The following is a 21,968-nucleotide window of genomic DNA, read 5'->3' on the forward strand; positions in this document are numbered from 1 at the left end:
ACATGAATTAGAACATCGCTTTTACACCAAGGTTATATAAGCGGGTTTGCGGCGCACTGCCAATATTCATCTCCATCAGTTTACGTTCGGCAGAAATCGTGAGCAAATTGAAGCCACTCACATACACGCCCAGCTCCTGTACAATTTTCCTGTTGCCGATCAGGCTGCTCATATCATAAGAGATCTGCACTTTAGCCAGATCAATGCGATTAGCCTTATACAACCAGAAATCCGAATTGCGGAAGTTATTGTCGCTGTTGAAGGTGGTTAAACGCGGGTACTTCGCTGATTGCGCCGTTTCAGGCGTCCAGCGATCTCTTACCACTTCTGAATATTTATCTTCCCCATCTACCCAGAACCAGGAACTGTTCTTCATTCCATAGGAACCAAATCTGCCCTGGCCCAGCGCAAAGAACGAAAGGTTCTTCCACCTGAGGCTGATGTTTATTCCCAATGTAAGAGGTGATCCAAACCAGCCCCCACGGCCCAGGTATACTTCATCGCGGGTATCTATAACGCCATCTCCATTCTGATCTTTATACTTGATATCGCCTGGTTTTACCTGGCCAAAAGACTGCGACGGGGAATTCTTAATATCATCGGCATCACGGAAAAAGCCCTGGTGCTGCAGCCCCCATATGGCATCCAAAGGCCGGCCCTGGCGGTTCTGGTAGTTATCTTCATACACCTCCGCACGTTTGGTAGCAGTGGTTTTATACCAGGTGCCCACCAAACCGATGGAATAATTAATGGCCGACAGCTTCTTGTTTAAGCTGAGGTTGAAATCAACGCCCACCCGTTTGTCGTCGTTATAATTTATATAGGGAATAAAGGAAGATACCGGCCAGCCTGTTGTGAACCAGGAAGGAAACAACACGTTTGGTTGGATAATATTACCGGTCATCTTATTAATAAAGAAATTACCATCCAGCTTTACTAATTCATGGAAGAAAGATCCCTGCAAACCTATGCTGATCTCTTCCCTTTTCGGAAATCGCATATCCGGGTTAGCGCCCCGCCTGGATTCCGTAGCCTGTACACCGGTACCATCTTTCCATCCAAACCAGCTGCCCAGCGTAGTATAAACTCCCTGGTACAGGTAGTACGATGCAATATCCAGGTCGGTATGCAGGATGCCTGCGCTGGCAGTTAAACGCAGATCATCCACTCCCCGTACGCTACGCATAAAAGGCTCGTTGCTGAGCCGCCAGCCCAGCGATACGGTAGGCGAAAAAGCAGTGCGGTTGCCTTCAGGCAGCTTCGCACTGTGTACCACGGCGCCGCTGAAATCGATGTAGTAGGTATGATCCAAATTATAACCCAGCTGCAAACCTAAATTGGCATTACTGGTACGGTGATATACCGCCGATTCTGATTGCTGGAAACCATTTACCAGCAATACACCGGAAAGATGATGCCGGTTGTTAATGGAATTTACATAATTGAACTGACCCGTAGCAGCAATCGTTTGGCGGTACCAGCTGTTGCTTACATTCTGCACGCCGGAGGTAGCGTCCTGGCCGTATTGGGTAAGACTGCTGATCAGGTCTGTACCTGAATAGTTATTCCAGGTAGGCGCATACACAGCATAGGTGTTATTGAAGGCCAGGTTATAGGAAGTGTTATAGTCGACCGCAAACGTAGACCTGAAAGAAAGGCCTTTCAGTAAATTCCGCAGATCTGCATTCACACCGGTATTGAACTGGAACTGCCTGCTGATGTACTTGTTGTTTCCACCGGCATAAATAGCCGCGAATGGATTGGTTTGATCAAGCTGGGTTCCGCCCAGCAGGTATTTCCCGTCGATGATATGATTGCTGTTCTTCACAAATACGTTAGACGCTTCATCGGTTGGTTCAATCATATCCAATGGAATGAGCGGCGCAAAACGGTGCGGGCGTAAGGTAGCCGCGCTTTCCCAGTAATTGGCATTCACTCCTCTTCCTGTATAGAAAATGGCTGTGGCATCCACATTACAGGAAATATACTGGTTGAGATTTACATCCACATTACCGCGCAGGTTGAAGCGGTCCGATGTACCATTGTTCACCGCTTCGCCAAAGTTGAGCAATGACCCGGAGGTCTGGTAACCAATATTGGTGTAATAACGTGCCTTGTCGTTTCCGCCTGATATTTCCGCAGTTACATCATAGCGGCCAAAGGAATTTTTCAGATACTGATCGGAGTAATAATCTACATTGGGATACCTGAATGGATTTTTACCGGAGGCGTAATGATAAATGGTTTCAGGACTATACAACTCAGCCAGTCCGTCGTTGCGCCTCGCTTCATTGTAAAGCGTCATATACTCCGCTGATCCCAGGTAATGAGGATAGGCCTTGGGAACATTAATACCGGCATTGGCCCTCAGGTTGATCCGCTGGTTGCCGGGTTTTCCTCTTTTGGTGGTAATGTAAATCACCCCTTTGGCAGCCCGGCTGCCATAAAGCGCCACCGCATTCACTCCCTTGAGAAAGGAGATCTGTTCTATTTCCGTAGGCAACACATTACCTGCTTCACGGGGCACTCCATCAATGATGAGCAGGTAACTGCCCATGCCCCACATACTGTTGCCATTAAACCCATTGATCCAGCCATCCATATTTTCAAGACTGGAGGTCATATAGTTCAGGTTCATCTGCGATGCCACATCTACTACCGAAACATCTCCCGGCAGGTCTTTCTTATCCAACTTCCGGAACGCCACCTGTACCTTATTGTTTTCCGGGATAACGGAAGTAGTTTTTACCGTGCTGTCCTGTGCCTGTGAAACCGGCGCCAGGCCCATCAATGCTACAGCCGCTATTAATGCTTTTATCTGATTCATGAATTTTTGAAATTTACAGTAAACGATACATGTAAAGACTCCCCGTTTTTACCAACCCGGGTTCTGTGGAAATTCCAGGTACATATTGGCATCTGAATTTTTTAATGGCAGCCAGTAATGTTTTTCGGAATACCTGCGCTCCAGGATAACGGCCTCACGCAAATTGAGCACCCGGTTGTTCTTCGGGTCTGTAGTACTGAATGATGGCGACCGGTCAAACTCAACGGATTTTTTCAGCGTATAGGGGCTTTGTATCAGCAACATCCATCTTCTCAGGTCATTGAATCGATGGCCTTCAAAAGAAAGCTCCACGGCCCTTTCCCTCCGCACTTCGCTCATGAAACCATCCAGCGAGGCGGTGAAGCGGGCAGCCACACGCCCTGCCCCCGCACGGTCGCGGATCACATTAATGGCATCCAGCGCCGTTTTGCTGTAGTTGCCTGATTTGCCGGTAGCAACGCCATAGCCCTGGGCGGCGGCTTCTGCATACATTAAATACACATCCGCCAGGCGCATATAGGGAAGATGTATATTCAGCGCCTTATCATAGGTCCAGCCATTATCAAATCTGTTGGCTGTGATGGGAATAAATTTATAGAGCAGATAACCGGAGCGGCTGCCGCTGCTGATGTCGCGGTATGTTCCCCCGGTGTACAGGTTGGCATAACGGTTTCTTTCATCGGTGGTAGCGCCCTGTATACATTTCACCCCATCAAAAACTATATCATTGTAGAAACGCGGATCCCTGCCCCTCCATGGATAAGCCGGGTCGTATCCTGATTCCGGGTCTGCCTGCGTAATATCCTTGATTGGCAGGCCATTGGCCATACCATAGTAATCCACGTAATTGGCGGTAGGCACAAAAGTGATAGCTTCTTCTGTCAGCAAAGCAGGGCCATATTGCTTGGCGGTACCATAAGTGGAACCATGCGCACCGTAATAGGGACTGCGGAAAATAGCTTCGGTGCCGCCTGGCATTAACCAGTTCTGACCGGTGCTGTAAAAATTGGTGTAGTACTTTGAAAACTCTACCAATTTATAAGGTGCATCCCCGGATTCGCAGAGCTGCAGCAATTCTCCAAACGCTTCAGCTGCTTTTTTGCAATACTCCTGGTTATACGTTTTGCTGCCGGTAGATACATAGTTCATTAACGGACTACCCGCCCATAAATAGTTTTTTCCCAGGTAACCCAGCGCCATAATTTTATTAATGCGCAACTGGTTTTTTCCCAGCGTTCTTTTACCTGCGGTGGTATTGTCCCAGTTAACAGGCAGCAGGTTGGCCGCTTCCCTGAAATCAGCGGCCGCTTTATCTGCACATTCATTGTATTTAAGACGGGGCAAGGTCAGTTTCTGATCGCCGGGCAACACTTTATCAATATAGGGCAACCCGCCAAAATACTGGATGAACATAAAGTGAAACCATCCCCTGAAAAACAACAGCTGTCCTTTGATCAGGTCTTTCTCTTCCTGGGTGGCATCGGTTAACTTATCAATATTCTCCAGTCCCATATTGGCTTTACGGATACCATACCATCCCAGTTTCCACAGCGATTTTGCAAAACGGTCGTCATTGGTACTGGTGTTGTTCCGGTCCATCCAGCCCGCCTGCCAGCCGTCAAACTGCGACTGCCAGCCCCAGAAATCGCCGTTGTCTATCTTTATTATAAAATGAAAATCACGGGCGGTCGACTGGATCTCATCTTCTCCCCAGTTCCAGGAATTAGTCCAGTAAGCGTTGGTAAAATCCGGTACGCAATGATAAAGCTCTTCGGTAAATCCCTGGAAGCTGATAAAATTCCTGAATGCATTGTCTGCCGATACGATAGATTGTGGTTCCTTATCCAGGAACTTCTTGCAGGATGCCAGTCCCAGGGCAATCATCACACCGGTAGCTGCAAGCAATAGCTTTGTATATTTATTCATAAAATACATGTTTAGAAAGTAAAATTGGCGCCGAGGTTGTAACGCTTTACGGTAGGATAAGCACCCTGTGATGCCCAGCCGGTACCGGCAAAATTGGATTCACGGTCGTCCGGCATTTTGCTCCAGGCTGCCAGGTTATTGCCATTGAGATAAACTCTCACCGATTCCAGGCCTGCCCGTTTTATAAATCCTTTATCAAGTGTGTAAGCGATTTCGGCATTCTTTAACCGCAGGTAGGAACCATCATACATATACTGGGTGCCCCGGTAATAACCCGCCGGTGTAGATAACCACCGCGGCATAGGCACATCGGCATTGGTATTGTTCTTCGACCAGTAGCTGCCTTCATCATAAACCGTATGCCCCTGCGAGCCCAGGCTGTTGAACACTACCTGCCGGGTTACGTTATTCACGCCATAAAATTGTACAAAAGCGCTCAGCCCTCTCCAGTCCACCCCAAACGTAGCATTGTAGGTATTGGTGGGCCATCCGCTGTGGCCATAGGGAATGTTATCCCTTGCATCGATCACGCCGTCGCCGTTATAGTCAACGATATAATAGTTGCCCGGGAGCTTCTGGTTGTCGTTGGTATTATGAATGGTGCTGCCATAAAGCTCGTCCCAGGTATTGTAATAGCCCTGGCTCACATAAGAATAGGCCTGGCCGATCTGCATCCCTTCAGATTTCTGATAAGCCGGCAGCAGTTGGGGATTATCTGCTTCAATGATCTTATTCTTTGTATGGGTCATATTCAGATCAGACCAAAGCCGGAGTTTTTTTGTGACCGGGTAGCTGAAGTGCAGCTCCAGTTCATACCCGCGGGAAGTTACCCTGCCAAGATTAGCTACAGGAGGCGTAGTGCCATAGTAGGAAGGAACAGAGGCCCTGTTGGCAAGCAATATTTTGGAACGCTTATCTTCAAAGAAATCCACCTTACCTTTTATAAAACCTTTGAATAGTTCAAAATCGGCGCCTGCATTAATTTTCTCTGCCTGTTCCCATTGCACGTTCGGGTTTCCAACGGTGGATTCACGGTACCAGTTGAACGGGCTTTGCTCAGCGCCTTCACCCGTAGTACCCAGCCTGGCCCTGCCGCCATAGCCCCATTCTGTGAGGTATAAAAATCGGCCGGCCACGTTATCGAAGCCTGTTTGCCCGTAAGAGGCACGGAATTTCAGCAGGTCCAGGAACTTTATATTTTCCATGAAGCGCTCATTGGAGGCGATCCAGTTCACACCACCGGAAGAGAAGAAAGCAAAACGGTAATCGGGCGCAAACTTTTCGGAACCGTTATATGCGCCATTGTACTCAATGGTATATTTATTATTGTAGGTATAAGTAGCACGAAAAACCCAATCTTCCCGGTACGAGGGTATCATACTGCCGCTGGCGGTAATGTTGCGGTTCATCAGTCCCATGGCGGTCACCTGGTGTTTCTCCGCAATGGTTTTTGCGTAGTTCAGCTGCAACTGGTAAAACAGCCTCCGCTGGTTATCAGTAACGGCGCCGGCGGCCGGCGACCACTTGATGCCTTCCTGGAAATCGAAATTTGTCACCCCGTCAAAAGCGCTCTTGTAAAATACATTTCCCGTGGCGGGGTCTATCCATTTACGTTGCACGTCATGATAAAGGTCATTCACTCCCCTGTCGCTTTCAATGAAAGTATTGTCCATCGAAATGGTACCGCTGAATTTCAGGCCGTCAACAAGCATATCCAGGTTCTGTTCTACCGAAAAGTCGGTAGTGATGCGCGTGGTCGTCTGGTATTGAATACCGCCCACTGCCAGGCTCCTGGCAGAGTTTTCCGCGCGTCCTTCATTGGGTGCATAGTAACCCCAGGAGCCATCCGCATATACCGGCAGGAATACATCGGGCGCTGTGGTATAAGCATCGATCCAGGAGCCGTATTGGTTGCCAGAAAATCCCCAGGGACTTTTCCGTACGCCATATGATCCTGAGAGGTTTACTTTAAAGAGTGTAGAGGGTGTTAATTGAAAATCGAGGTTGGAGCGGGCATTTAATCTTGTGAAACCAAAACCGGGTTTGTAGCCGCGGCGGTTATCATATATTTTAAAAAGATCGCCCTCATGCAGGAAATCCGCGCTGGTGAAATATTTTACAAAACGGGTACCACCGCTGATATTCAGGTTGGCGTTCTGTGAGGTGGCATAATCCTTAAATAATGTTTTGGCCCAGTCTACATTCGGATAACGTTCCGCTTCTTCCAGGTTGGCCGGGAAGCGGTATTTATTTAAAATAGCCTGTGGATAATAATTGTTCCATCCTTCCGGTCTTAATGCCAGCTCATACTCTATGGCTTCATTAACGGTTCGCAATGCATCGTACGAATCCGCTTTTCCCGGTAATTTGGAAGGCGCTTTCACCACATTGTTCACGGTAGCGCGGATAGACGCTTTGCCCAGTTTTCCCCTTTTAGTGGTAATGAGGATAACGCCGTTGGCGCCACGTGAACCAAATACTGCTGTTGCTGACGCGTCTTTTAAAACGGTAACGGTTTCCACAGACCCGATATCCACGCTGGACATGGGCCGTTCCACACCGTCTACCAATATCAGCGGATTGCTGTTATTCCATGTGCTGAGTCCCCGGATGATCAGTTGAGGATCTTCTTCACCTGGCAGGCCGGTACTCTGGGCCGTGATAAGACCCGGTACATTCCCGGTGAGCGCAGCGCCTATGTTTGATACCCCGCCTGCCCGTTCCAGCGTTTTACCGTCGGTTTGCGAAACTGCGGCTACCACGCTTTCCCTTTTCTGGCGTCCGTAACCTACTATCACCACATCCTCAAGGCCAACTACATTGTCTTTCAGCGTAACGGTAATATTGGACTGCTGCTGGATGTTCACCTCCTGCGGCAACTTTCCTATATAAGTGAAAACGAGGATGTGCTTATCTGCAGGAACGCGGATAAAGAACCTGCCATCATTACCGGTGCTGGTATTCACCTGGGTGCCTTTTACCACTACGGTTGTACCGGGTACAGGCGTCTTTTTCTCATCCTGTACCACACCTTGCACCACCCTTGTGTCCTGGGCCAGTAATAAAGAAGAGGTAAGCGTAACCGACAGCATTACTGCTGCCATAACAAGCCATTTCCATGACTTTCGCGAAAGAATCATTTTTAACATGGAATTCAAAATATTTAATGTTAGGGCAATGAAGGGTTATGACAGCCGGTTCAGGACTATCATACCGGAATACCCGGCGGGAACAATGAGATGCAATAAAAAGCAGGACCTCTACAGTTGCGGTCGGATGCTACACATTAATTGATGGAGCTGAAAATGATTTCCGGGACGTGGTAACCCGGGGGACATTCAAATTTCATAAGTAATTATTTAGTGTTAAATAGACAATTATTCATAACGTCAAAACTGTGGATCATCAGATGGTGCTAAAACAAAAAGCAACAGGCGAATCTACAATAGTCATGTTTATATGAATGGTACGAATCTCCAAAAGGAGGGTAATAATGTCTAAATAAGCGCTGGTAGCTGCCGGAAAGGCGTCCGGAAATGAGCAGGCAGGGATTAAAATGAGGAGTTGGGGGTAGCAGCATCAGGGCTGTCGGCATCCTAATTTAACCAGTCGGTAGGCGCCTTGCCAAATTTCTTTTTAAAAGAATGGGAGAAATGAGAGAGGCTTTCAAAGCCCAGGTCAAGATAAATTGCAGATGGCTTCTTGTTCTTCTTTTCAATAAGATGCCGGGCCTCCGCCAGCCGTTTTTCCAATAACCATTGTCTCGGCGGCATATCGAATACTTTCTGGAAATCGCGCTTGAACCCGGCAAGACTTCTTCCCGTTAACTGTGCAAATTTTTCGATGGGAACATTATAATGGAAATTGCTGACCATAAATTTCTCCAGGTCCATCTTATACGGTTCTGAAAAGTCAAATAACAGCTCCTTCAACCCGGGCATAATATTCAGGAGAAGGTGTACCGCTTCTTTTACTTTAAGCATCCCCATGGCCTGGGTTATTTTTTCTTCCGGGTGATGAACATATGGAAGTATGGATTGAAAGAAGGCATGTAAAAAATCGTTCCCGGGAATAAGGACGCTGGCAGGTCCCTTATATTTATGTCCTATCTCTATCTGCTCCTCAAGGGCAATCTTCCTGAGCAGGTCTTCCTTCAGCCGGATAACAACGGTCTGGTAATTCTCTTCCTCCAGGGGAGTCTTGATAATTTCTCCCAATTGATTTTTTTGTACCAGCAACATTTCGCCGCGCCCCATCGATATCTTCTGGGTGGCAGTTTCCAGGCTAAAACGGCCCGACACCTGCAGTATCAGCGTATTATCTTCCAGGAATGCCACCTTTTCCTTCCTCATAGTGGAGTAATAAGAGAAAAAGATGACTCCCGGGAGTATTTCTGTTGGATTCGTCATAATGTAAAGATATGAAACGGGCGCGGCTTATGTGCTTCTCTTACCGTTGCAGGTAAGTACCTCCGAGAATAGCGCCGGGAGCAAAATGCGTGTTAAGCGTATCCATCTCGGCAGGTGTAAATGTTATCTCCATGGCCTTCATGTTTTCCGGCAGCCGTGCTCTCCTGCTCATGCTTACCAGCGGCATAATATGACCGCCCTGTGCATTCACCCAGGCGATGGCCAGCTGGGCAGGCGTATATCCCTTTTCCTTTGCCATTTGTTTCAGCACTTCTACTTTTTCCAGGTTCTTTACCAGGTTATCGCCCTGGAAACGCGGGAAATGATGCTGGTAGGCATCGCCGGGAAGCGGTGCTTTCATATCACCGGTAAGCAACCCTTCGGCAGTATTGGCAAACGCCACCACTCCTATGCCCAGTTCTTTCGCCGCAGGAAGCAGGTCGCTTTCTATCTGCCGGTCGGCCAGCGAGTAACCTATTTCCAAAGCTGTTACAGGGTGAATGCTGTTTGCCTTGCGCAGCTGATCAGCAGTTATTTCAGAAACGCCCAGGTAGCGCACCTTGCCTTCTTTTATCAGGTCGGCTATAGTGCCTATCACATCTTCCACCGGCACACTGTTATCAAGCCGGCAGGGCTGGTAAAGATCAATAGTGTCTATCCCTAAACGTACCAGTGAATAGTTAATGAAATTCTTGATGGCCGCAGGACGCAGATCCAGCCCCAGCCATTGACCGCCATAAAAGATGGCGCCAAACTTAACGCTTATAAAAGCATCGTCCCTTCTGCCTTTGATGGCCTTGCCCACCAGCAGCTCGTTGTGGCCGGCGCCATAGAAATCGCCCGTATTCAGAAAGTTGATGCCGCTGTCCAATGCCGCCTGGATAGTAGCAATACTTTCATTTTCATCACTGCCCTTGCCTCCCCAAACAGGAGACATCCGCATACAACCTAATCCGAGCTTGGACACCAGTGGTCCGTTTTTGCCAAGTGCTATCTTTGGTATTGTTGTCATTGTTGTTATTTTATTGATTAATAACACAAAGGTCTGGGTTTAAGACCTGGCGCGCTTGCTTTTACAGCTCAAATTAGTTGTCTGGGTGGCTCAGCTTAAGCTGCTTTTTCTACATTTCTTTATTCTTTCATTGGCCTTTTTGTTCAATCATAACACACCCCATCCGCGGCTTCTATACTATTCTCAACCGTATCTTTTCCTACCTCTACTACCCGCTCCAGTTTAAAATCAAAATCTTGATTATTTCTTAAATATCTCATTTCAAAAAACGGATGAAAGAGATCATATTTTAAAAGCTGCCTAATAACTTTATTGTTATCGCTACAGCTTTTAAAAGTTTCCAATACAAATTTTGTTAATTCTGTTGCTGTCATATCCTTAATTATTCTCTTCTGCTTACTTAGTCGCTTATTTTATTATATAGCCTTCCTATTCCATTGCTATCAAAGTAGTACGCATCTTCTCCTGCATTATCGTCCTGGCAGATAAAATATTGAAAATGGTACTTCCTTTTCATTTCACTCATCCATTTCCTCAGATAATCGATATTCTTTCCCGGAGTGGCTTCGTTCAGGTCTCTAAGATCGAAGAAAAATAAAATTTCTATATCATTATTATCCCTGCCTAAATTAATAAACACCTTAGGAACAATTTTCCCCTCCATATCAAGGCAATCTGTGCTGATCGCTAAATCAACATAACTGTTTGACCTGATTACACCAATAATTTCCTCGAAGGTCTTTATTAACCGGTTTTCAGGGAAGTTGAAATGCACCTCCCTTGCATCTGTCAATAACTTTTTTAAAAAACTAAGATCCAATGCTGGCAGCAGCCCTCTGAATATGACGTCTATTAACATTTTATCCAATTTACAGCTAGATAAGAAGAAAAGCTCCCATCCGCTATCAGGTTAATAATCCCCTTTTACTTTCAGATTAAATTAGTATTTTAAAAACCACTAATAAATCCACGTAAAGAAAAGGAATTAACATGAACAGAAAACAATTCATCGGTCTCGCCGGCAGCACCGCCTTAACACTATTACTAAGCAGGAAAGATCTTTTTGCCAATACAAAGGCTCCGGCGCAGGGTGAATTTCTTTTCGTGGAAGCAGAAGGCTTTACAGATTATGGCGGATGGGAGCTTGATCAGCAATCAATGGAAGTAACAGGATCTCCCTATTTGCTGGCTCACGGTTTAGGGATACCCGTTGCAGATGCTGCAACAACCGTTGAATTTCCTTCAGCCGGCACATACAGGGTTTGGGTACGCACAAGGGATTGGGTAGCTCCCTGGAAAGCACCGGGAGCGCCGGGCAGGTTTCAGCTACTCATCGACAAGGTCCCTTTAAAAGAAACCTTTGGTACAAAAGGCGCCGCCTGGCACTGGCACGACGGAGGCCAGGTTACCGTACAGAAAAAAGCAACCCTCTCCCTTCATGACCTCACCGGCTTTGAAGGACGCTGTGAAGCCATCCTGTTTTGCAAGGACGTAAATTTTGAACCTGTAAACGATCTCCAGGCGCTCACCAAATTCAGGAGAAAGTTATTGGGATTAAGCGATATCCCCGCCGATGGTGGAACATACGACCTGGTGGTGATTGGAGGAGGCGTTGCCGGAACCAGCGCGGCCATCTCCGCCGCCAGGCAGGGAATCAGGGTAGCGCTTATACAGGATCGCCCGGTACTGGGTGGCAACGGAAGCTCGGAAGTAAGGGTATGGCCGGAAGGACGTACCCGGCAGCAACCCTTCCCGCATGTTGGAGATATTGTTGAGGAAATAATGCCTACGCCGCCTACCCCGGTAAATGGTACCCGCAATGCGTTGAACGGTGCGTTTTATGATGATTCAAAGAAATTAAAAGCCGTAAAAAACGAACCCAATATCACCTTAATGATATATGAGCGGGCTTTCCAGGTAGAGAAAGATAATAATGAAATTAAAGCCGTTATTATTCAGAATATACAAACAGGCAAGCGGCGGAAACTGAAGGCAAAATATTTTGCAGACTGTACAGGCGATGCCACCGTTGGCTTCCTTGCCGGCGCCGACCACGAAATGTCGAAAACCGGTTTGATGGGGATGTCAAATCTATGGAACGTGCTCAATGCTGCTGATAACAAACAGGTGCTGGCCTGTGAATGCAAAGACAAAACCGCTTTGGCCATGCAGTGCGAAATTGGTGAAGTGGCACAGCCCTTCCCCCGCTGTCCCTGGGCTATTGATTTAAAAGACAAACCGTTTCCAGGCCGCAAAGGTTATAAAGGACAATGGGGCCGCGAGGATCCGCTCTCTAACCTCGGCGGATGGTTCTGGGAAAGCGGGTTTGATAAAAACCCTATCACAGAAGTAGAGCTCATCCGGGATCTTAATTTCCGGGCCATGTACGGCGCCTGGGACACCTTAAAGAACGTGGATAAGCAATATCCCAATCACCGCCTGGGCTGGGCCGCCTTTATTGCCGGCAAAAGAGAATCCAGGAGGTTAATGGGCGACCTGGTATTAACCGCCGATGACTTCCGGAAAAATAATTCGTTTCCCGACCCGGCATTCCCCTGCTCCTGGCATATAGATATCCACGCCGCCGATCCGGCCTTCGACAAAGACTTAAAAGGACAGGAATTTATTTCAAGAGCCAGCGAGGGGGAAGGATATGTGTATAATAAAATATACTGGGCTCCCTACCGCGTTTTATACAGCCGCAACATCAGCAATCTTTTTATGGCAGGAAGGGACATCAGCGTAAGCAACGACGGCCTTGGCCCCGTACGTGTAATGCGCACCTGCGGTATGATGGGTGAAGTAGTAGGAAAGGCCGCTGCCTTATGTACAAAATACAAAACAACACCCAGGGGTGTTTACGAAAAGCACCTGGATAAACTGCAGGACCTGATGCGTACGCCTGGCCAATACCGGGCGGAGAATATATCATAAACCCAATGCACCATTACTATGGGACTATTCAAAAAACTGTTTGGCAAAAGCAAACAGGAAATTGAAATTGCAATAGATAAAAGCAAAGTGCCGGTTTACCCCATGCTGAAAGCAGGGAACTGGCAGGCGATAAACCGGGTTGAAGCTATTCCTTTTGTAAGGGATAAGGAGCAGCTGGAACTGGCCATTATTTTTGCCCAGGACGCGGGAACCCGCTTTGAATATATCACTCCATCCGATCTGCAGCATCCTGAAGTAAAAACCAATTATGAAAACTGGCAACGGCAGATCGATGCATACCCTTATGAATTCGAAGTTTCAGAGCGATTGGATAACCGCATCATTTTTGCTTCCGGTGAAGATCACTCTTCAGAAAAGATCCTGTCGCCCGCTTTCCTTCATCATGCCTGCGAAGTACTTCATACCGACCGGCTTATTATTTCTGCACCAAGACGGCGCTGCCTGATGATAACCAGCTATCATGAGAACTTCCCCATACTGGAAAACTTCTTCCATCTGCATTTTATCGCATTCCGGGAAGAAGAATACGGCAACGAGCCCATTACTGAAATGATCTTTACTGCCAATAACAAAAATGTAGAGTATGCTGTACCGCTGGGGTTCCGTATTAACCTATATGAAAAAGACGGGCAACGAAAATTGGTTTATTCCACTATGGATGAGCTCTTCGATGAAAATGACCAGATAAATTTTCAAAAGATAATAGAACGGAATAAAATACCGGTGCTGTTTAAGAGGTAACATCATGCTGGCAGCTTACTCCCGCAATAAATAATATTTTTTTCTGAAATCCCGACCGTTTTGCACAGCTGAATCGTCCAAAAGATAAATTCAATTAAAATGAAAAATCTGAAAGACAAAGTAGCTGTCGTTTTTGCTGCATCCGGTGAAATTGCCGGAGCTGTTGCGCGGTCGTTTTCCCGGCACGGGGCAAAGGTATATGTTAGCGCCCGGAACCCGGATGCCGCAAATCAATTGGCCCGCGAAATCCAGTCCGGTGACGGATGGGCGGAAGCCGCTAAAGTAGATGCGTTAAATGAAACCGAGATTAACGACTTCCTGGGAAAGGTGGTTGCTGACAACCAGCGGCTGGATGTTGTATTCAATGGCATCGGGGCCGGCTATGATGAAATGGGCGGCCGCCCTGCTACAACAGAAGCCACCTTCCAACAGTTCATGGCCCCGGTTGAAAAGATCTGCGGATCTCAATTCCTTACTTCAAGGGCTGCAGCAAAATATATGATGCAAACCCGGTCCGAAGGAACCATCCTGCTGCTTACAGCCGCATTATCCAGGTCAAAACTCTCCAATGTGGCAGGTATAACAGCCGCCAGCGCAGCCATTGAAGGGCTTACCCGGGTAATGGCCGCAGAATGGGGAAAAAGTGGCATCAAGGTAACCTGCATCTGTCCCGGCGCCATAATGGAAACCAAACGGATCTCCGGATGGATCGAAGCCACCGCACGGCAGTATGGAATGCCGCTGGAGCAGTTAATTGCACAGTATAAGTCGCTCGATATCCTGAAAACAAACCTCACATTAAAACAGGTAGGTGAAACAGCGGCCTTCCTCGCATCCGAAACAGGGGTCGCTTTCAACAGCCATATTGTGGATGTGGATTGCGGCAAACTGAATATTTTATAACATACTTATAGTAGATTAGTGGTTACAGCCCTCCGTAAAGGCTGTAACCTTCGCGCAACCTCACTATTATTAAATGGAAAAAGAGAACATCCTTCAATCGGCCATTGCCGGCGATATTAACGCGTTTCAAACACTGTTTGCTGAATTTCAAAACCAGTTGAAATCTTACCTGTATCGTTTGCTGACCGATAGGAACGACGTAGATGACCTGACGCATGATACCTTTATCAGGGCGTTTACCAGGATATCAACGTTTAACCGGGACTCATCCCTCAAAACATGGGTGTTCAGGATAGCTACCAATCTTGCCTATGATCATCTGCGGAAACAAAAAAGATGGCAACCCGATGCACAGGACCGGGCAGCCGACCTGGCCATTGCTTCAGAAGAGATCAGGCAGGTTTTCTGGATGGTGCACGAAACATCGCCTGCAGGAGCTTACGAAATGAAAGAGCATATCGACTACTGTTTCACCTGCATCTCAAAAACATTACCCATAGAAAACCAGGTAGCACTGATCCTGAAAAATATCTATGATTTCCAGGTCCGGGAAATTTGTATGATCCTCGAAAAAACGGAAGGAGTGATAAAGCACCTGTTGAACGATGCCAGGAATACCATGACTGATATCTTTGAGCACCGGTGCGCGCTGATCAATAAAAATGGTGTTTGCCATCAGTGCAGTCATATAAACGAGATCTTCAACCCCAAACAGGACCAGCAGGAGGAGCTGATGAAACTGGAACTGGTAAAAGCTTCAAAGAAGTATAACAGGGAGCAGCTTTTTGCATTACGTACATTACTGGTAAAGGCTATCGATCCCCTGCATGCGGCGGGCACCGACTTCCACGAGGAAATTATGAAATGCCTGAGAACAGCGATCGGTGAAAAGAGCGATTTTTTTGAAGAGAAGCCGGAGTAATTTTTATCACAAACCCCAATTAAATCCTACGCTGTTATATCTTTATCTCAAATACCACTCTATGATACTACAATATCTATTAACAGAATTTGAGCATGAAGTAAACAACACCCGTAAAGTATTACAGGCTGTCCCCGAAAAAGACCTTATGTACAAACCAGCAGATATCTCCTGGACAATGGGTGAGCTGGCCCAGCATATTGCCACCATTTACTATTGGTACGCAGGCACGCTCACTAAAGATGTATACGATCTGGCCACCGATCGTCTTGAACGGGGAAGCCCTGACGATATCAAAGCTACCCTGTCGCTTTTTGAAAGTAATGTAGACCAGGCAAGAAGCGCGTTAAAATCACTTACAGAAGAAAAACTCCGGGATAACTGGACCATGAAAGCAGGTGAACGGATTATTCTTGGCCCCATGCCACGGGGAATTGTGGCGCGCGGATTCCTGTTCAACCATATTTATCACCATCGGGGTGAAATGATCGTTTATCTGCGCGCAACCGGGAATAAAGTGCCGGGATTATATGGCCCCACCTACGAGGAAAGCAAGTTCTGATATAAACGGAAATACGCAGTCTACACACCAAACAATAAAACACCCATGTATTTTACCAAAGCAGATATCGATGCCAGGAGAGCCCGTCTGGCCGCCCAATGGAACAACGTTTTAAAAAACGATGAAGCCATACTGGTATACAGCGGCTACCCGGTACAAAAACCAGGAGGTCTTGATCAAACCTATCCTTTCCTCCCCCACCCGTCTTACTACTGGCTTACAGGCAGGCGCCGGGAGGAAGAAGTGATCCTTTATAACAGGCACACGGGCTGGATTGAATTCCAGAAAGCCTGGACACGGGAACAATCCGTTTGGGAAGGCGAAAAGCACGATCTGCTGGTACAGGAACCCGGGAAAGATATTCAACACCTGAAATCTTACATGGAAACACAGCGTTTTTCCAGGGTCTATCAACTGGGGCAGGTGCCCGGCAACCCACCGGTGGAAGACAATGCTCTTACCCTTCGTACCCTGCTTCAGCAAACCCGCAGGGTAAAAGATGCAGCCGAGGTAAAGCTGATCCGGCATATTGCCGGTATTGCGGCATATGGCTACAGGGAGCTGGAACAAATGATACGCCCGGGCGTATCAGAAATGGAAGTGCGACTCGCCTTCGAAATGCAAACTTTCCGCCATGGCGGTCATGCCGTGCCTTACGACACCATCGTGGGCAGCGGCCCCAATGCCGCTATTTTACACGCATTGCCTACAACAAGGATTATCGGCAACAATGAGTTTGTGCTCGTGGATGCAGGCGCCAGTGTGTACGATTATTGCGTTGATATTACCCGTACTTTTCCTTCCTCCGCTGCAATGGACACCAGGCATAAAGCGCTTTACGAACTGGTATTATCCGTACAACAGGATTGTATCTCCAAAACGCTGGCCGGTACCTTCTGGCACGATATACACAATCATGCCGCCCGGGAGTTCACACGCGGATTACTCAGTTTCGGCATCCTGAAAGGCGACCTTTCCGGCCTCATCGAAAAGGAAGTGATAGCTGCCTTCTTCCCTCACGGGCTCGGGCACCTGGTAGGGCTTCATGTACGCGATACCGGCCAGGAAGAAAACCCCTCGCCCCGTATCTACTCCGGCGCCCGCCTGCGGGTGGATATACAACTGGAGGCCGGCCACCTGATCACCGTGGAACCGGGATTATATTTCATTAAAGCCCTGCTGGAAGAACCGGGGTTTGTAAAAAAATACCAGGAAGATATTAACTGGAACGAGCTGGAACACTGGAAACATATTGGCGGGGTACGGATAGAAGATAACATACTGGTAACGGCTTCCGGTAATGAAAACCTGACGGAAACGGTGCCAAAAGCAACCCATATATAACACAGCCAACATAAGGAGCCCGCACTAAATGCGGGCTCCTTATGTTAACGGATAAATTGTTATCCTACATGAAGAATTGCTCAGACACGATCTTTCCATCTTTCACATGATACACACAAAGCTCAGTAAACTTTTCACGGTCCCTGCCTTTCATTTTGAGATCCATACTGAGCACAAAAGAAAAGACATTGCCTGCAATTAACGGCTCGGAAACAGTAGTACCGTAGCGGGATTCCACCATCGAGCTGAACTTACGGTCCTTCTCTTTTAATGCTTCCAATCCCCGCGTTTCCTTTTCAAACCCCGCAGTTTCGAAAGGCTCTATACTCACTGCATCTTCTGCAAATAATTCCTCCTGTGCACGACTAAACTCTTCATTACGGCAGTATTCTGCCAGGCGTAAGGCGATTTGTTCTACAGTCATAGCATATGATTTTAATAAAAATAAAGTTACAGGTTCTTATCGCTTATATCAACAGGCACAGCATTTAAGTGATCATATAAATAATAAAATATTAAATTTAGTAAGATTAGGCTACTGGAATGCAAATGCGGTTTCAACATATTGGTAAAGGCTTTTACAGAGATTAGTACTTCCTGTTTTTACAATCATTCAATCCTTTCACCGTTTATCTTTGCTTATAGCAGGAAATATATCCGGTATTGCCCCTTTCTTAATCAACAAAAAATAAATTGTATGCGTCTGCAGAAAGTAACAAAAGGAGATGGTCTTTTCAGGGCGTTATTGATCAGGTTTATTTCCGGAGTATCCGGGATGCGGTTGCCGGATGCAGCACGGATCGTTATGTACCACCGTGATTATTACGGTAAACCCATGACTGCCTGGACACATGCCGCCATGCGCGGGGAAAGCGGCTGGTCTGTGGGTGAACGGGAACTTTTTGCAGCCATGACAGCAAAATGGAACCAATGCCCTTTTTGTATAGATGCACACGGCGCTATTGCTTCGCTTGTTCTTGATAAAACACTGGTAACGGCTGCACTCAGCAATTACCATAACGCGGCGCTGTCCTCAAAATTATATACTACACTGCAGTTCCTGGAAACATTTGCAAAAACGCCAGGTGAACTAAACACTGAACAGGTGAAGGAGCTGCTCCGGAGCGGGGTGTCCACACAGGAACTGGAAGATGCCATCGCTGTTGTAGCCCTTTTCAGCATCACTGTCCGCTGTGCCAATGCCCTCAGGTTTGAAATGTTAAGTGCCGCTGATCAGGAAGGCGCGGCAAAGCGAATGCTGCAACAGGGTTATGTTTTTGGCAAAGGCATACCAAAAGGCCGCCCGGATCATAAGGCTATGGCGCTGGAACTGCACAAATGCATATTTGAAGGACCGGGACTAACGGATACGGACCTACGTCAGGGAGTGGGCAACCGGGCAACCGGCGGACCTGCATTACCAGTGCCTGTATACGACAAGCTGGCGCTGGAAATTGGCGCCGGCTCCTACAGGGTTACAGATGAGCAGGTGAATGAAGCCGTAAAAGTTGCCGGAAGCGAAAAAGCCGCGTTTGAACTGATTACGGCTGCTGCGGTAGCTACCGGCCTTTCCCGCTGGCAACGCGGATCTACACTGCTGGAGGAAATAAAAAAGTAAAGTGGAACAACTGTGCCTGGTTGACGCAAACACCCCCTTAAATTGTCAAATGTGCACCCCGTTGTATATTACTGCCAACTGTAGATTTGCATTCATAAATACATAAAACAAAAAAGAGGCTAAGCACAATTTCTTATCCCCCGTGCCCCGGGCCAGGCGGATCAATTGTGAACACCGCCTGCTTTACATCATCTTATAAAATCTTACAAAATGGCGAAGTTAATTTTAGAAATGCAACAGTCACTCGACGGGTATATGGCAGGCCCGCAGGGACAAACGGATTGGATGGTGTGGAACTGGGGGCCACACTGGTCCTGGGACAAGTCACTGCAGGATTTCCATACGAAGCTCACATTATCAGCATCACATCTGATCATCAGCAAACAAATGGCAGAAGAAGGCTTTATTGCCCACTGGCAACAAACAGCAGCCCGTAAGGATGAACAGGCAGTTTTTTCTACACATATCAGCAACACACCCAAAACGGTTATCTCTACCACACTAACTTATAAGCAGGAGATCCCTGGTGGCTGGAACAATGTGTCACTGGCAAATGATCTGGTAACTGCTGTTACCAGGTTGAAACAGGAAACAGATGGAAATATCCTGGTGTATGGCGGAGCTACGCTGGTATCCGGTTTACTGGAACACGGGCTTATTGATGAACTTTACCTGCTGGTTAACCCGGTAGCGATCGGCAGCGGGATGAGCGTGTTTCATCATCTCCGGCACTTTCAGCTGAATACCGCGCAGTCATTTTCATCAGGAATCGCAGTTTTGCATTATCATTAATGCGGGCTCTTTGCCATCTTCCTGTTCGTGGGCCAGGGCCTCCAAGCCTGATCCTAAACACTAGCCTGGAAAAAGCCTTTCAGCTATATGGCACGGGGCCGCATATTGCCGGCATCGGCGCGATGTTCGTTTTCAGGAAGTAGCGGTAAATTCACATCAGCATACCGCCATGCTTCCACGAATGCAGCCTTCACTTTCTGCGCCTCGTTATTTTTGTTTTGGGAGATCAATGAATGATATAATCCCATCAATGCCCACCCGTTCTTTTTCCATGTTTGCAGGTCTTTGCGGTAAACGCTTTCCGCTTCACTGTATTTCCCCGCGTCCTGGAGCGCCGCTCCCAGGTAATGCCTTACGGAAAAAAACCAATCGGGCGGCTCGTTATAATTCAGATTGTCTTCTATGGTAACAGCCTCTTTAAGCAAAGCGATGGCAATATCCGGCTGCTGTTGTTTGGCCGCTACCCCGGCTGATAATACCTTAACGGCTATCTGCACAAGATCTGCCGTGGTATTGATATCCCAGATAGTAATGTGTTTGAGCACTGTATCGGCAGCAATTATCCTGAGGCTGTCCAGTTCCTTTTGTGCGGCCGCTGTCTTGTTCTTATCCAAAAATGCCATGCCCCGCGCATAATGCCAGATGGCCCGCGGATACGCCAGGTCTTCCGCCGGTGCAGGCAGAGAAAAAATAGTATCCCACATACCAAATTTCACGGCAATGTAGTACGGTATGGTATAGTAATGCTGCAAGGTGCCCCAGCGTGGCAGTCGCATAATATCTTCTGCGGCATGTTCCCTTAGTTTTTTTGCAGTCTTCCATGCCAGTGCGGAATTGCCTTCAAGTGTAGCGGTAGCCGCCAGGAAATGATAATTATGCGGGTAATAGCCCAGCGGGTATGCTCCCTGCGCATGGCAGGCAACCGTGTAACCACTATCGGCTTCTGCGGCATGTATATTGGCAACAGAGCCTGCATGATAATCGCCCGTATTAATATAGATATGCGAAGGCATATGCAGTAAATGCCCTGCACCTGGCACCAGTGTATCCAGCAACCGGGCGCTTGCCATTGCTTTTCCCGGGTTGGCCGATGCCTCCATGGCATGAATATAGTAATGATGCGCTCCCGGGTGTACAGGATTGATTTTGATCAGGTGCTCCAGCACCCCAACCAGTTCCGGTGTCCAGGCACGGGGTTGCTTGGTTTGCTTGTCGTACAGATCCCATGGATGAAGATCCATCAGCGATTCCGCATACAACGCGCCCACATCGGGGTCCGACGGGTATTGCTCATATACTTTCTTCATGGCTGCTGCATAGGCAATATCCAGCGCCTTCCGGTCCGCCGGTGCAGGCATTTTATAACGGGAATCCAATGCGTTGATAAGTGCTTTTTCCTTCGGGGTACATGGCGCATACATGGACTTTGCTTTAACAGTTGCCTCATAGGCGCGCTGAAAATTATCTTCTTCCATGCCTGCATTATAATTGGGGCCCAGCACATATGCATATCCCCAATAGGCCATAGCACAGGTGGTATCTAACCGCGCCGCTTCATAAAAAGACCGCGCCGCTTCTGCATGATTGAAGCCATACATCAGCATCATTCCCTGGTTAAAATATTCCTGCGCTTCTTTGCTGTTGGTTGAAATCTGGAAGTTGATCCCTTTCAATCCCCCCAGCTTAGGCGCTTTTTTACCCGAGGAGTACCAGTCTTTGTCTGTTATCCTGGAAGTATAACAGCGAACATCGGGCGATTTTCTGATGGTTGCAGATGTGTCTTTTGTTTTAGTGCCATTATTACACGCAACGAGGAGTAATAACAGGATAATTGGCAGATAGTGCTGTTTCATTGGAAGCTTATTTGATTGATTTACTAATTCATAAGCTCCGCATTACTTTGAAAGTTTTGTTGAAGAATAGGTATAGCGTACGTTTAGCCAATACTAATATACAA

At 47.4% G+C, this 21,968-nt stretch carries 17 protein-coding genes; 8 read left to right on the forward strand and 9 right to left on the reverse strand.

Going from position 1 to position 21,968, the window contains the following annotated elements; translation table 11 throughout:
* Positions 1-7 precede the first annotated feature (7 nt).
* The 7 genes from ABIE50_RS20685 to ABIE50_RS20715 all read right to left on the reverse strand — a co-directional run bounded on the left by ABIE50_RS20685 (position 8) and on the right by ABIE50_RS20715 (position 11,033).
* Complete coding sequence (locus ABIE50_RS20685) at positions 8-2,827, reverse strand: SusC/RagA family TonB-linked outer membrane protein (RefSeq protein ID WP_209858156.1); 2,820 nt, start codon at positions 2,825-2,827, stop codon at positions 8-10.
* A gap of 48 nt (positions 2,828-2,875) precedes the next feature.
* Entirely contained in the window at positions 2,876-4,753 is a 1,878-nt protein-coding gene (locus ABIE50_RS20690) for a RagB/SusD family nutrient uptake outer membrane protein (RefSeq protein ID WP_209858157.1), read from the reverse strand.
* A gap of 11 nt (positions 4,754-4,764) precedes the next feature.
* The gene (locus tag ABIE50_RS20695; protein ID WP_209858159.1) at positions 4,765-7,857 is read right to left on the reverse strand and encodes a SusC/RagA family TonB-linked outer membrane protein; all 3,093 of its coding nucleotides are present in this window, start codon (positions 7,855-7,857) and stop codon (positions 4,765-4,767) included.
* A gap of 492 nt (positions 7,858-8,349) precedes the next feature.
* Positions 8,350-9,162 (reverse strand): helix-turn-helix domain-containing protein, encoded by an 813-nt coding sequence (locus ABIE50_RS20700; protein WP_142687385.1) that lies wholly within the window; start codon positions 9,160-9,162, stop codon positions 8,350-8,352.
* A gap of 40 nt (positions 9,163-9,202) precedes the next feature.
* Entirely contained in the window at positions 9,203-10,174 is a 972-nt protein-coding gene (locus tag ABIE50_RS20705) for an aldo/keto reductase (RefSeq protein WP_209858161.1), read from the reverse strand.
* A 143-nt stretch (positions 10,175-10,317) separates the two neighbouring features.
* A complete protein-coding gene (locus ABIE50_RS20710; protein WP_209858163.1) occupies positions 10,318-10,548 on the reverse strand; it encodes a hypothetical protein in 231 nt (76 codons plus the stop codon).
* Positions 10,549-10,574: 26 nt separating this feature from the next.
* Entirely contained in the window at positions 10,575-11,033 is a 459-nt protein-coding gene (locus ABIE50_RS20715) for a Cdi1I family immunity protein (RefSeq protein WP_209858165.1), read from the reverse strand.
* Between the two features lie 131 nt (positions 11,034-11,164).
* Between ABIE50_RS20715 and ABIE50_RS20720 the strand changes: the two genes are divergently transcribed.
* From ABIE50_RS20720 to ABIE50_RS20745, 6 genes are all read left to right on the forward strand, one after another.
* The gene (locus ABIE50_RS20720; RefSeq protein WP_209858167.1) at positions 11,165-13,108 is read left to right on the forward strand and encodes an FAD-dependent oxidoreductase; all 1,944 of its coding nucleotides are present in this window, start codon (positions 11,165-11,167) and stop codon (positions 13,106-13,108) included.
* Between the two features lie 18 nt (positions 13,109-13,126).
* Positions 13,127-13,870, forward strand: coding sequence for a DUF1444 family protein (locus tag ABIE50_RS20725; protein WP_209858169.1), 744 nt, complete (start codon positions 13,127-13,129; stop codon positions 13,868-13,870).
* A gap of 99 nt (positions 13,871-13,969) precedes the next feature.
* Positions 13,970-14,773: an SDR family NAD(P)-dependent oxidoreductase gene (locus ABIE50_RS20730; RefSeq protein ID WP_209858171.1), complete on the forward strand. Its 804-nt coding sequence runs from the start codon at positions 13,970-13,972 to the stop codon at positions 14,771-14,773.
* Between the two features lie 73 nt (positions 14,774-14,846).
* Positions 14,847-15,695 carry an RNA polymerase sigma factor gene (locus tag ABIE50_RS20735; RefSeq protein WP_209858173.1) on the forward strand — a complete coding sequence of 283 codons (849 nt, stop codon included), beginning with the start codon at positions 14,847-14,849 and terminating at the stop codon, positions 15,693-15,695.
* Positions 15,696-15,756: 61 nt separating this feature from the next.
* Complete coding sequence (locus tag ABIE50_RS20740; RefSeq protein ID WP_209858175.1) at positions 15,757-16,257, forward strand: DinB family protein; 501 nt, start codon at positions 15,757-15,759, stop codon at positions 16,255-16,257.
* A 45-nt stretch (positions 16,258-16,302) separates the two neighbouring features.
* Complete coding sequence (locus tag ABIE50_RS20745) at positions 16,303-17,601, forward strand: aminopeptidase P N-terminal domain-containing protein (protein ID WP_209858183.1); 1,299 nt, start codon at positions 16,303-16,305, stop codon at positions 17,599-17,601.
* A 64-nt stretch (positions 17,602-17,665) separates the two neighbouring features.
* On the opposite strand, the gene ABIE50_RS20750 is transcribed toward ABIE50_RS20745, so the two are convergent.
* A complete protein-coding gene (locus tag ABIE50_RS20750; protein ID WP_209858185.1) occupies positions 17,666-18,025 on the reverse strand; it encodes a SnoaL-like domain-containing protein in 360 nt (119 codons plus the stop codon).
* A gap of 273 nt (positions 18,026-18,298) precedes the next feature.
* On the opposite strand from ABIE50_RS20750, the gene ABIE50_RS20755 reads away from it, so the two are divergent.
* Together ABIE50_RS20755 and ABIE50_RS20760 are read left to right on the forward strand one after the other, a co-directional pair.
* A complete protein-coding gene (locus ABIE50_RS20755) occupies positions 18,299-19,219 on the forward strand; it encodes a carboxymuconolactone decarboxylase family protein (RefSeq protein ID WP_209858187.1) in 921 nt (306 codons plus the stop codon).
* Between the two features lie 210 nt (positions 19,220-19,429).
* On the forward strand, positions 19,430-20,011 hold the full coding sequence (locus tag ABIE50_RS20760) for a dihydrofolate reductase family protein (protein ID WP_209858189.1): 582 nt from the start codon (positions 19,430-19,432) through the stop codon (positions 20,009-20,011).
* Positions 20,012-20,094: 83 nt separating this feature from the next.
* Here the strand turns inward: ABIE50_RS20760 and ABIE50_RS20765 are convergent, their stop codons facing one another.
* Complete coding sequence (locus tag ABIE50_RS20765; protein ID WP_209858191.1) at positions 20,095-21,864, reverse strand: hypothetical protein; 1,770 nt, start codon at positions 21,862-21,864, stop codon at positions 20,095-20,097.
* Between the last annotated feature and the right edge of the window lie 104 nt (positions 21,865-21,968).

Source organism: Chitinophaga sp. OAE865 (assembly GCF_040546735.1).
Taxonomy (GTDB): domain Bacteria; phylum Bacteroidota; class Bacteroidia; order Chitinophagales; family Chitinophagaceae; genus Chitinophaga; species Chitinophaga polysaccharea_A.

What these genes read in the sequence shown, in the direction of transcription:
- ABIE50_RS20690 (WP_209858157.1), bottom strand. Translation starts at nt 4,753, where the DNA reads ATGAATAAATATACAAAGCTATTGCTTGCAGCTACCGGTGTGATGATT.
- ABIE50_RS20735 (WP_209858173.1), top strand. Translation starts at nt 14,847, where the DNA reads ATGGAAAAAGAGAACATCCTTCAATCGGCCATTGCCGGCGATATTAAC.
- ABIE50_RS20700 (WP_142687385.1), bottom strand. Translation starts at nt 9,162, where the DNA reads ATGACGAATCCAACAGAAATACTCCCGGGAGTCATCTTTTTCTCTTAT.
- ABIE50_RS20720 (WP_209858167.1), top strand. Translation starts at nt 11,165, where the DNA reads ATGAACAGAAAACAATTCATCGGTCTCGCCGGCAGCACCGCCTTAACA.
- ABIE50_RS20730 (WP_209858171.1), top strand. Translation starts at nt 13,970, where the DNA reads ATGAAAAATCTGAAAGACAAAGTAGCTGTCGTTTTTGCTGCATCCGGT.
- ABIE50_RS20725 (WP_209858169.1), top strand. Translation starts at nt 13,127, where the DNA reads ATGGGACTATTCAAAAAACTGTTTGGCAAAAGCAAACAGGAAATTGAA.
- ABIE50_RS20740 (WP_209858175.1), top strand. Translation starts at nt 15,757, where the DNA reads ATGATACTACAATATCTATTAACAGAATTTGAGCATGAAGTAAACAAC.
- ABIE50_RS20715 (WP_209858165.1), bottom strand. Translation starts at nt 11,033, where the DNA reads ATGTTAATAGACGTCATATTCAGAGGGCTGCTGCCAGCATTGGATCTT.
- ABIE50_RS20745 (WP_209858183.1), top strand. Translation starts at nt 16,303, where the DNA reads ATGTATTTTACCAAAGCAGATATCGATGCCAGGAGAGCCCGTCTGGCC.
- ABIE50_RS20705 (WP_209858161.1), bottom strand. Translation starts at nt 10,174, where the DNA reads ATGACAACAATACCAAAGATAGCACTTGGCAAAAACGGACCACTGGTG.
- ABIE50_RS20760 (WP_209858189.1), top strand. Translation starts at nt 19,430, where the DNA reads ATGGCGAAGTTAATTTTAGAAATGCAACAGTCACTCGACGGGTATATG.
- ABIE50_RS20685 (WP_209858156.1), bottom strand. Translation starts at nt 2,827, where the DNA reads ATGAATCAGATAAAAGCATTAATAGCGGCTGTAGCATTGATGGGCCTG.
- ABIE50_RS20695 (WP_209858159.1), bottom strand. Translation starts at nt 7,857, where the DNA reads ATGGCAGCAGTAATGCTGTCGGTTACGCTTACCTCTTCTTTATTACTG.
- ABIE50_RS20755 (WP_209858187.1), top strand. Translation starts at nt 18,299, where the DNA reads ATGCGTCTGCAGAAAGTAACAAAAGGAGATGGTCTTTTCAGGGCGTTA.
- ABIE50_RS20710 (WP_209858163.1), bottom strand. Translation starts at nt 10,548, where the DNA reads ATGACAGCAACAGAATTAACAAAATTTGTATTGGAAACTTTTAAAAGC.
- ABIE50_RS20750 (WP_209858185.1), bottom strand. Translation starts at nt 18,025, where the DNA reads ATGACTGTAGAACAAATCGCCTTACGCCTGGCAGAATACTGCCGTAAT.
- ABIE50_RS20765 (WP_209858191.1), bottom strand. Translation starts at nt 21,864, where the DNA reads ATGAAACAGCACTATCTGCCAATTATCCTGTTATTACTCCTCGTTGCG.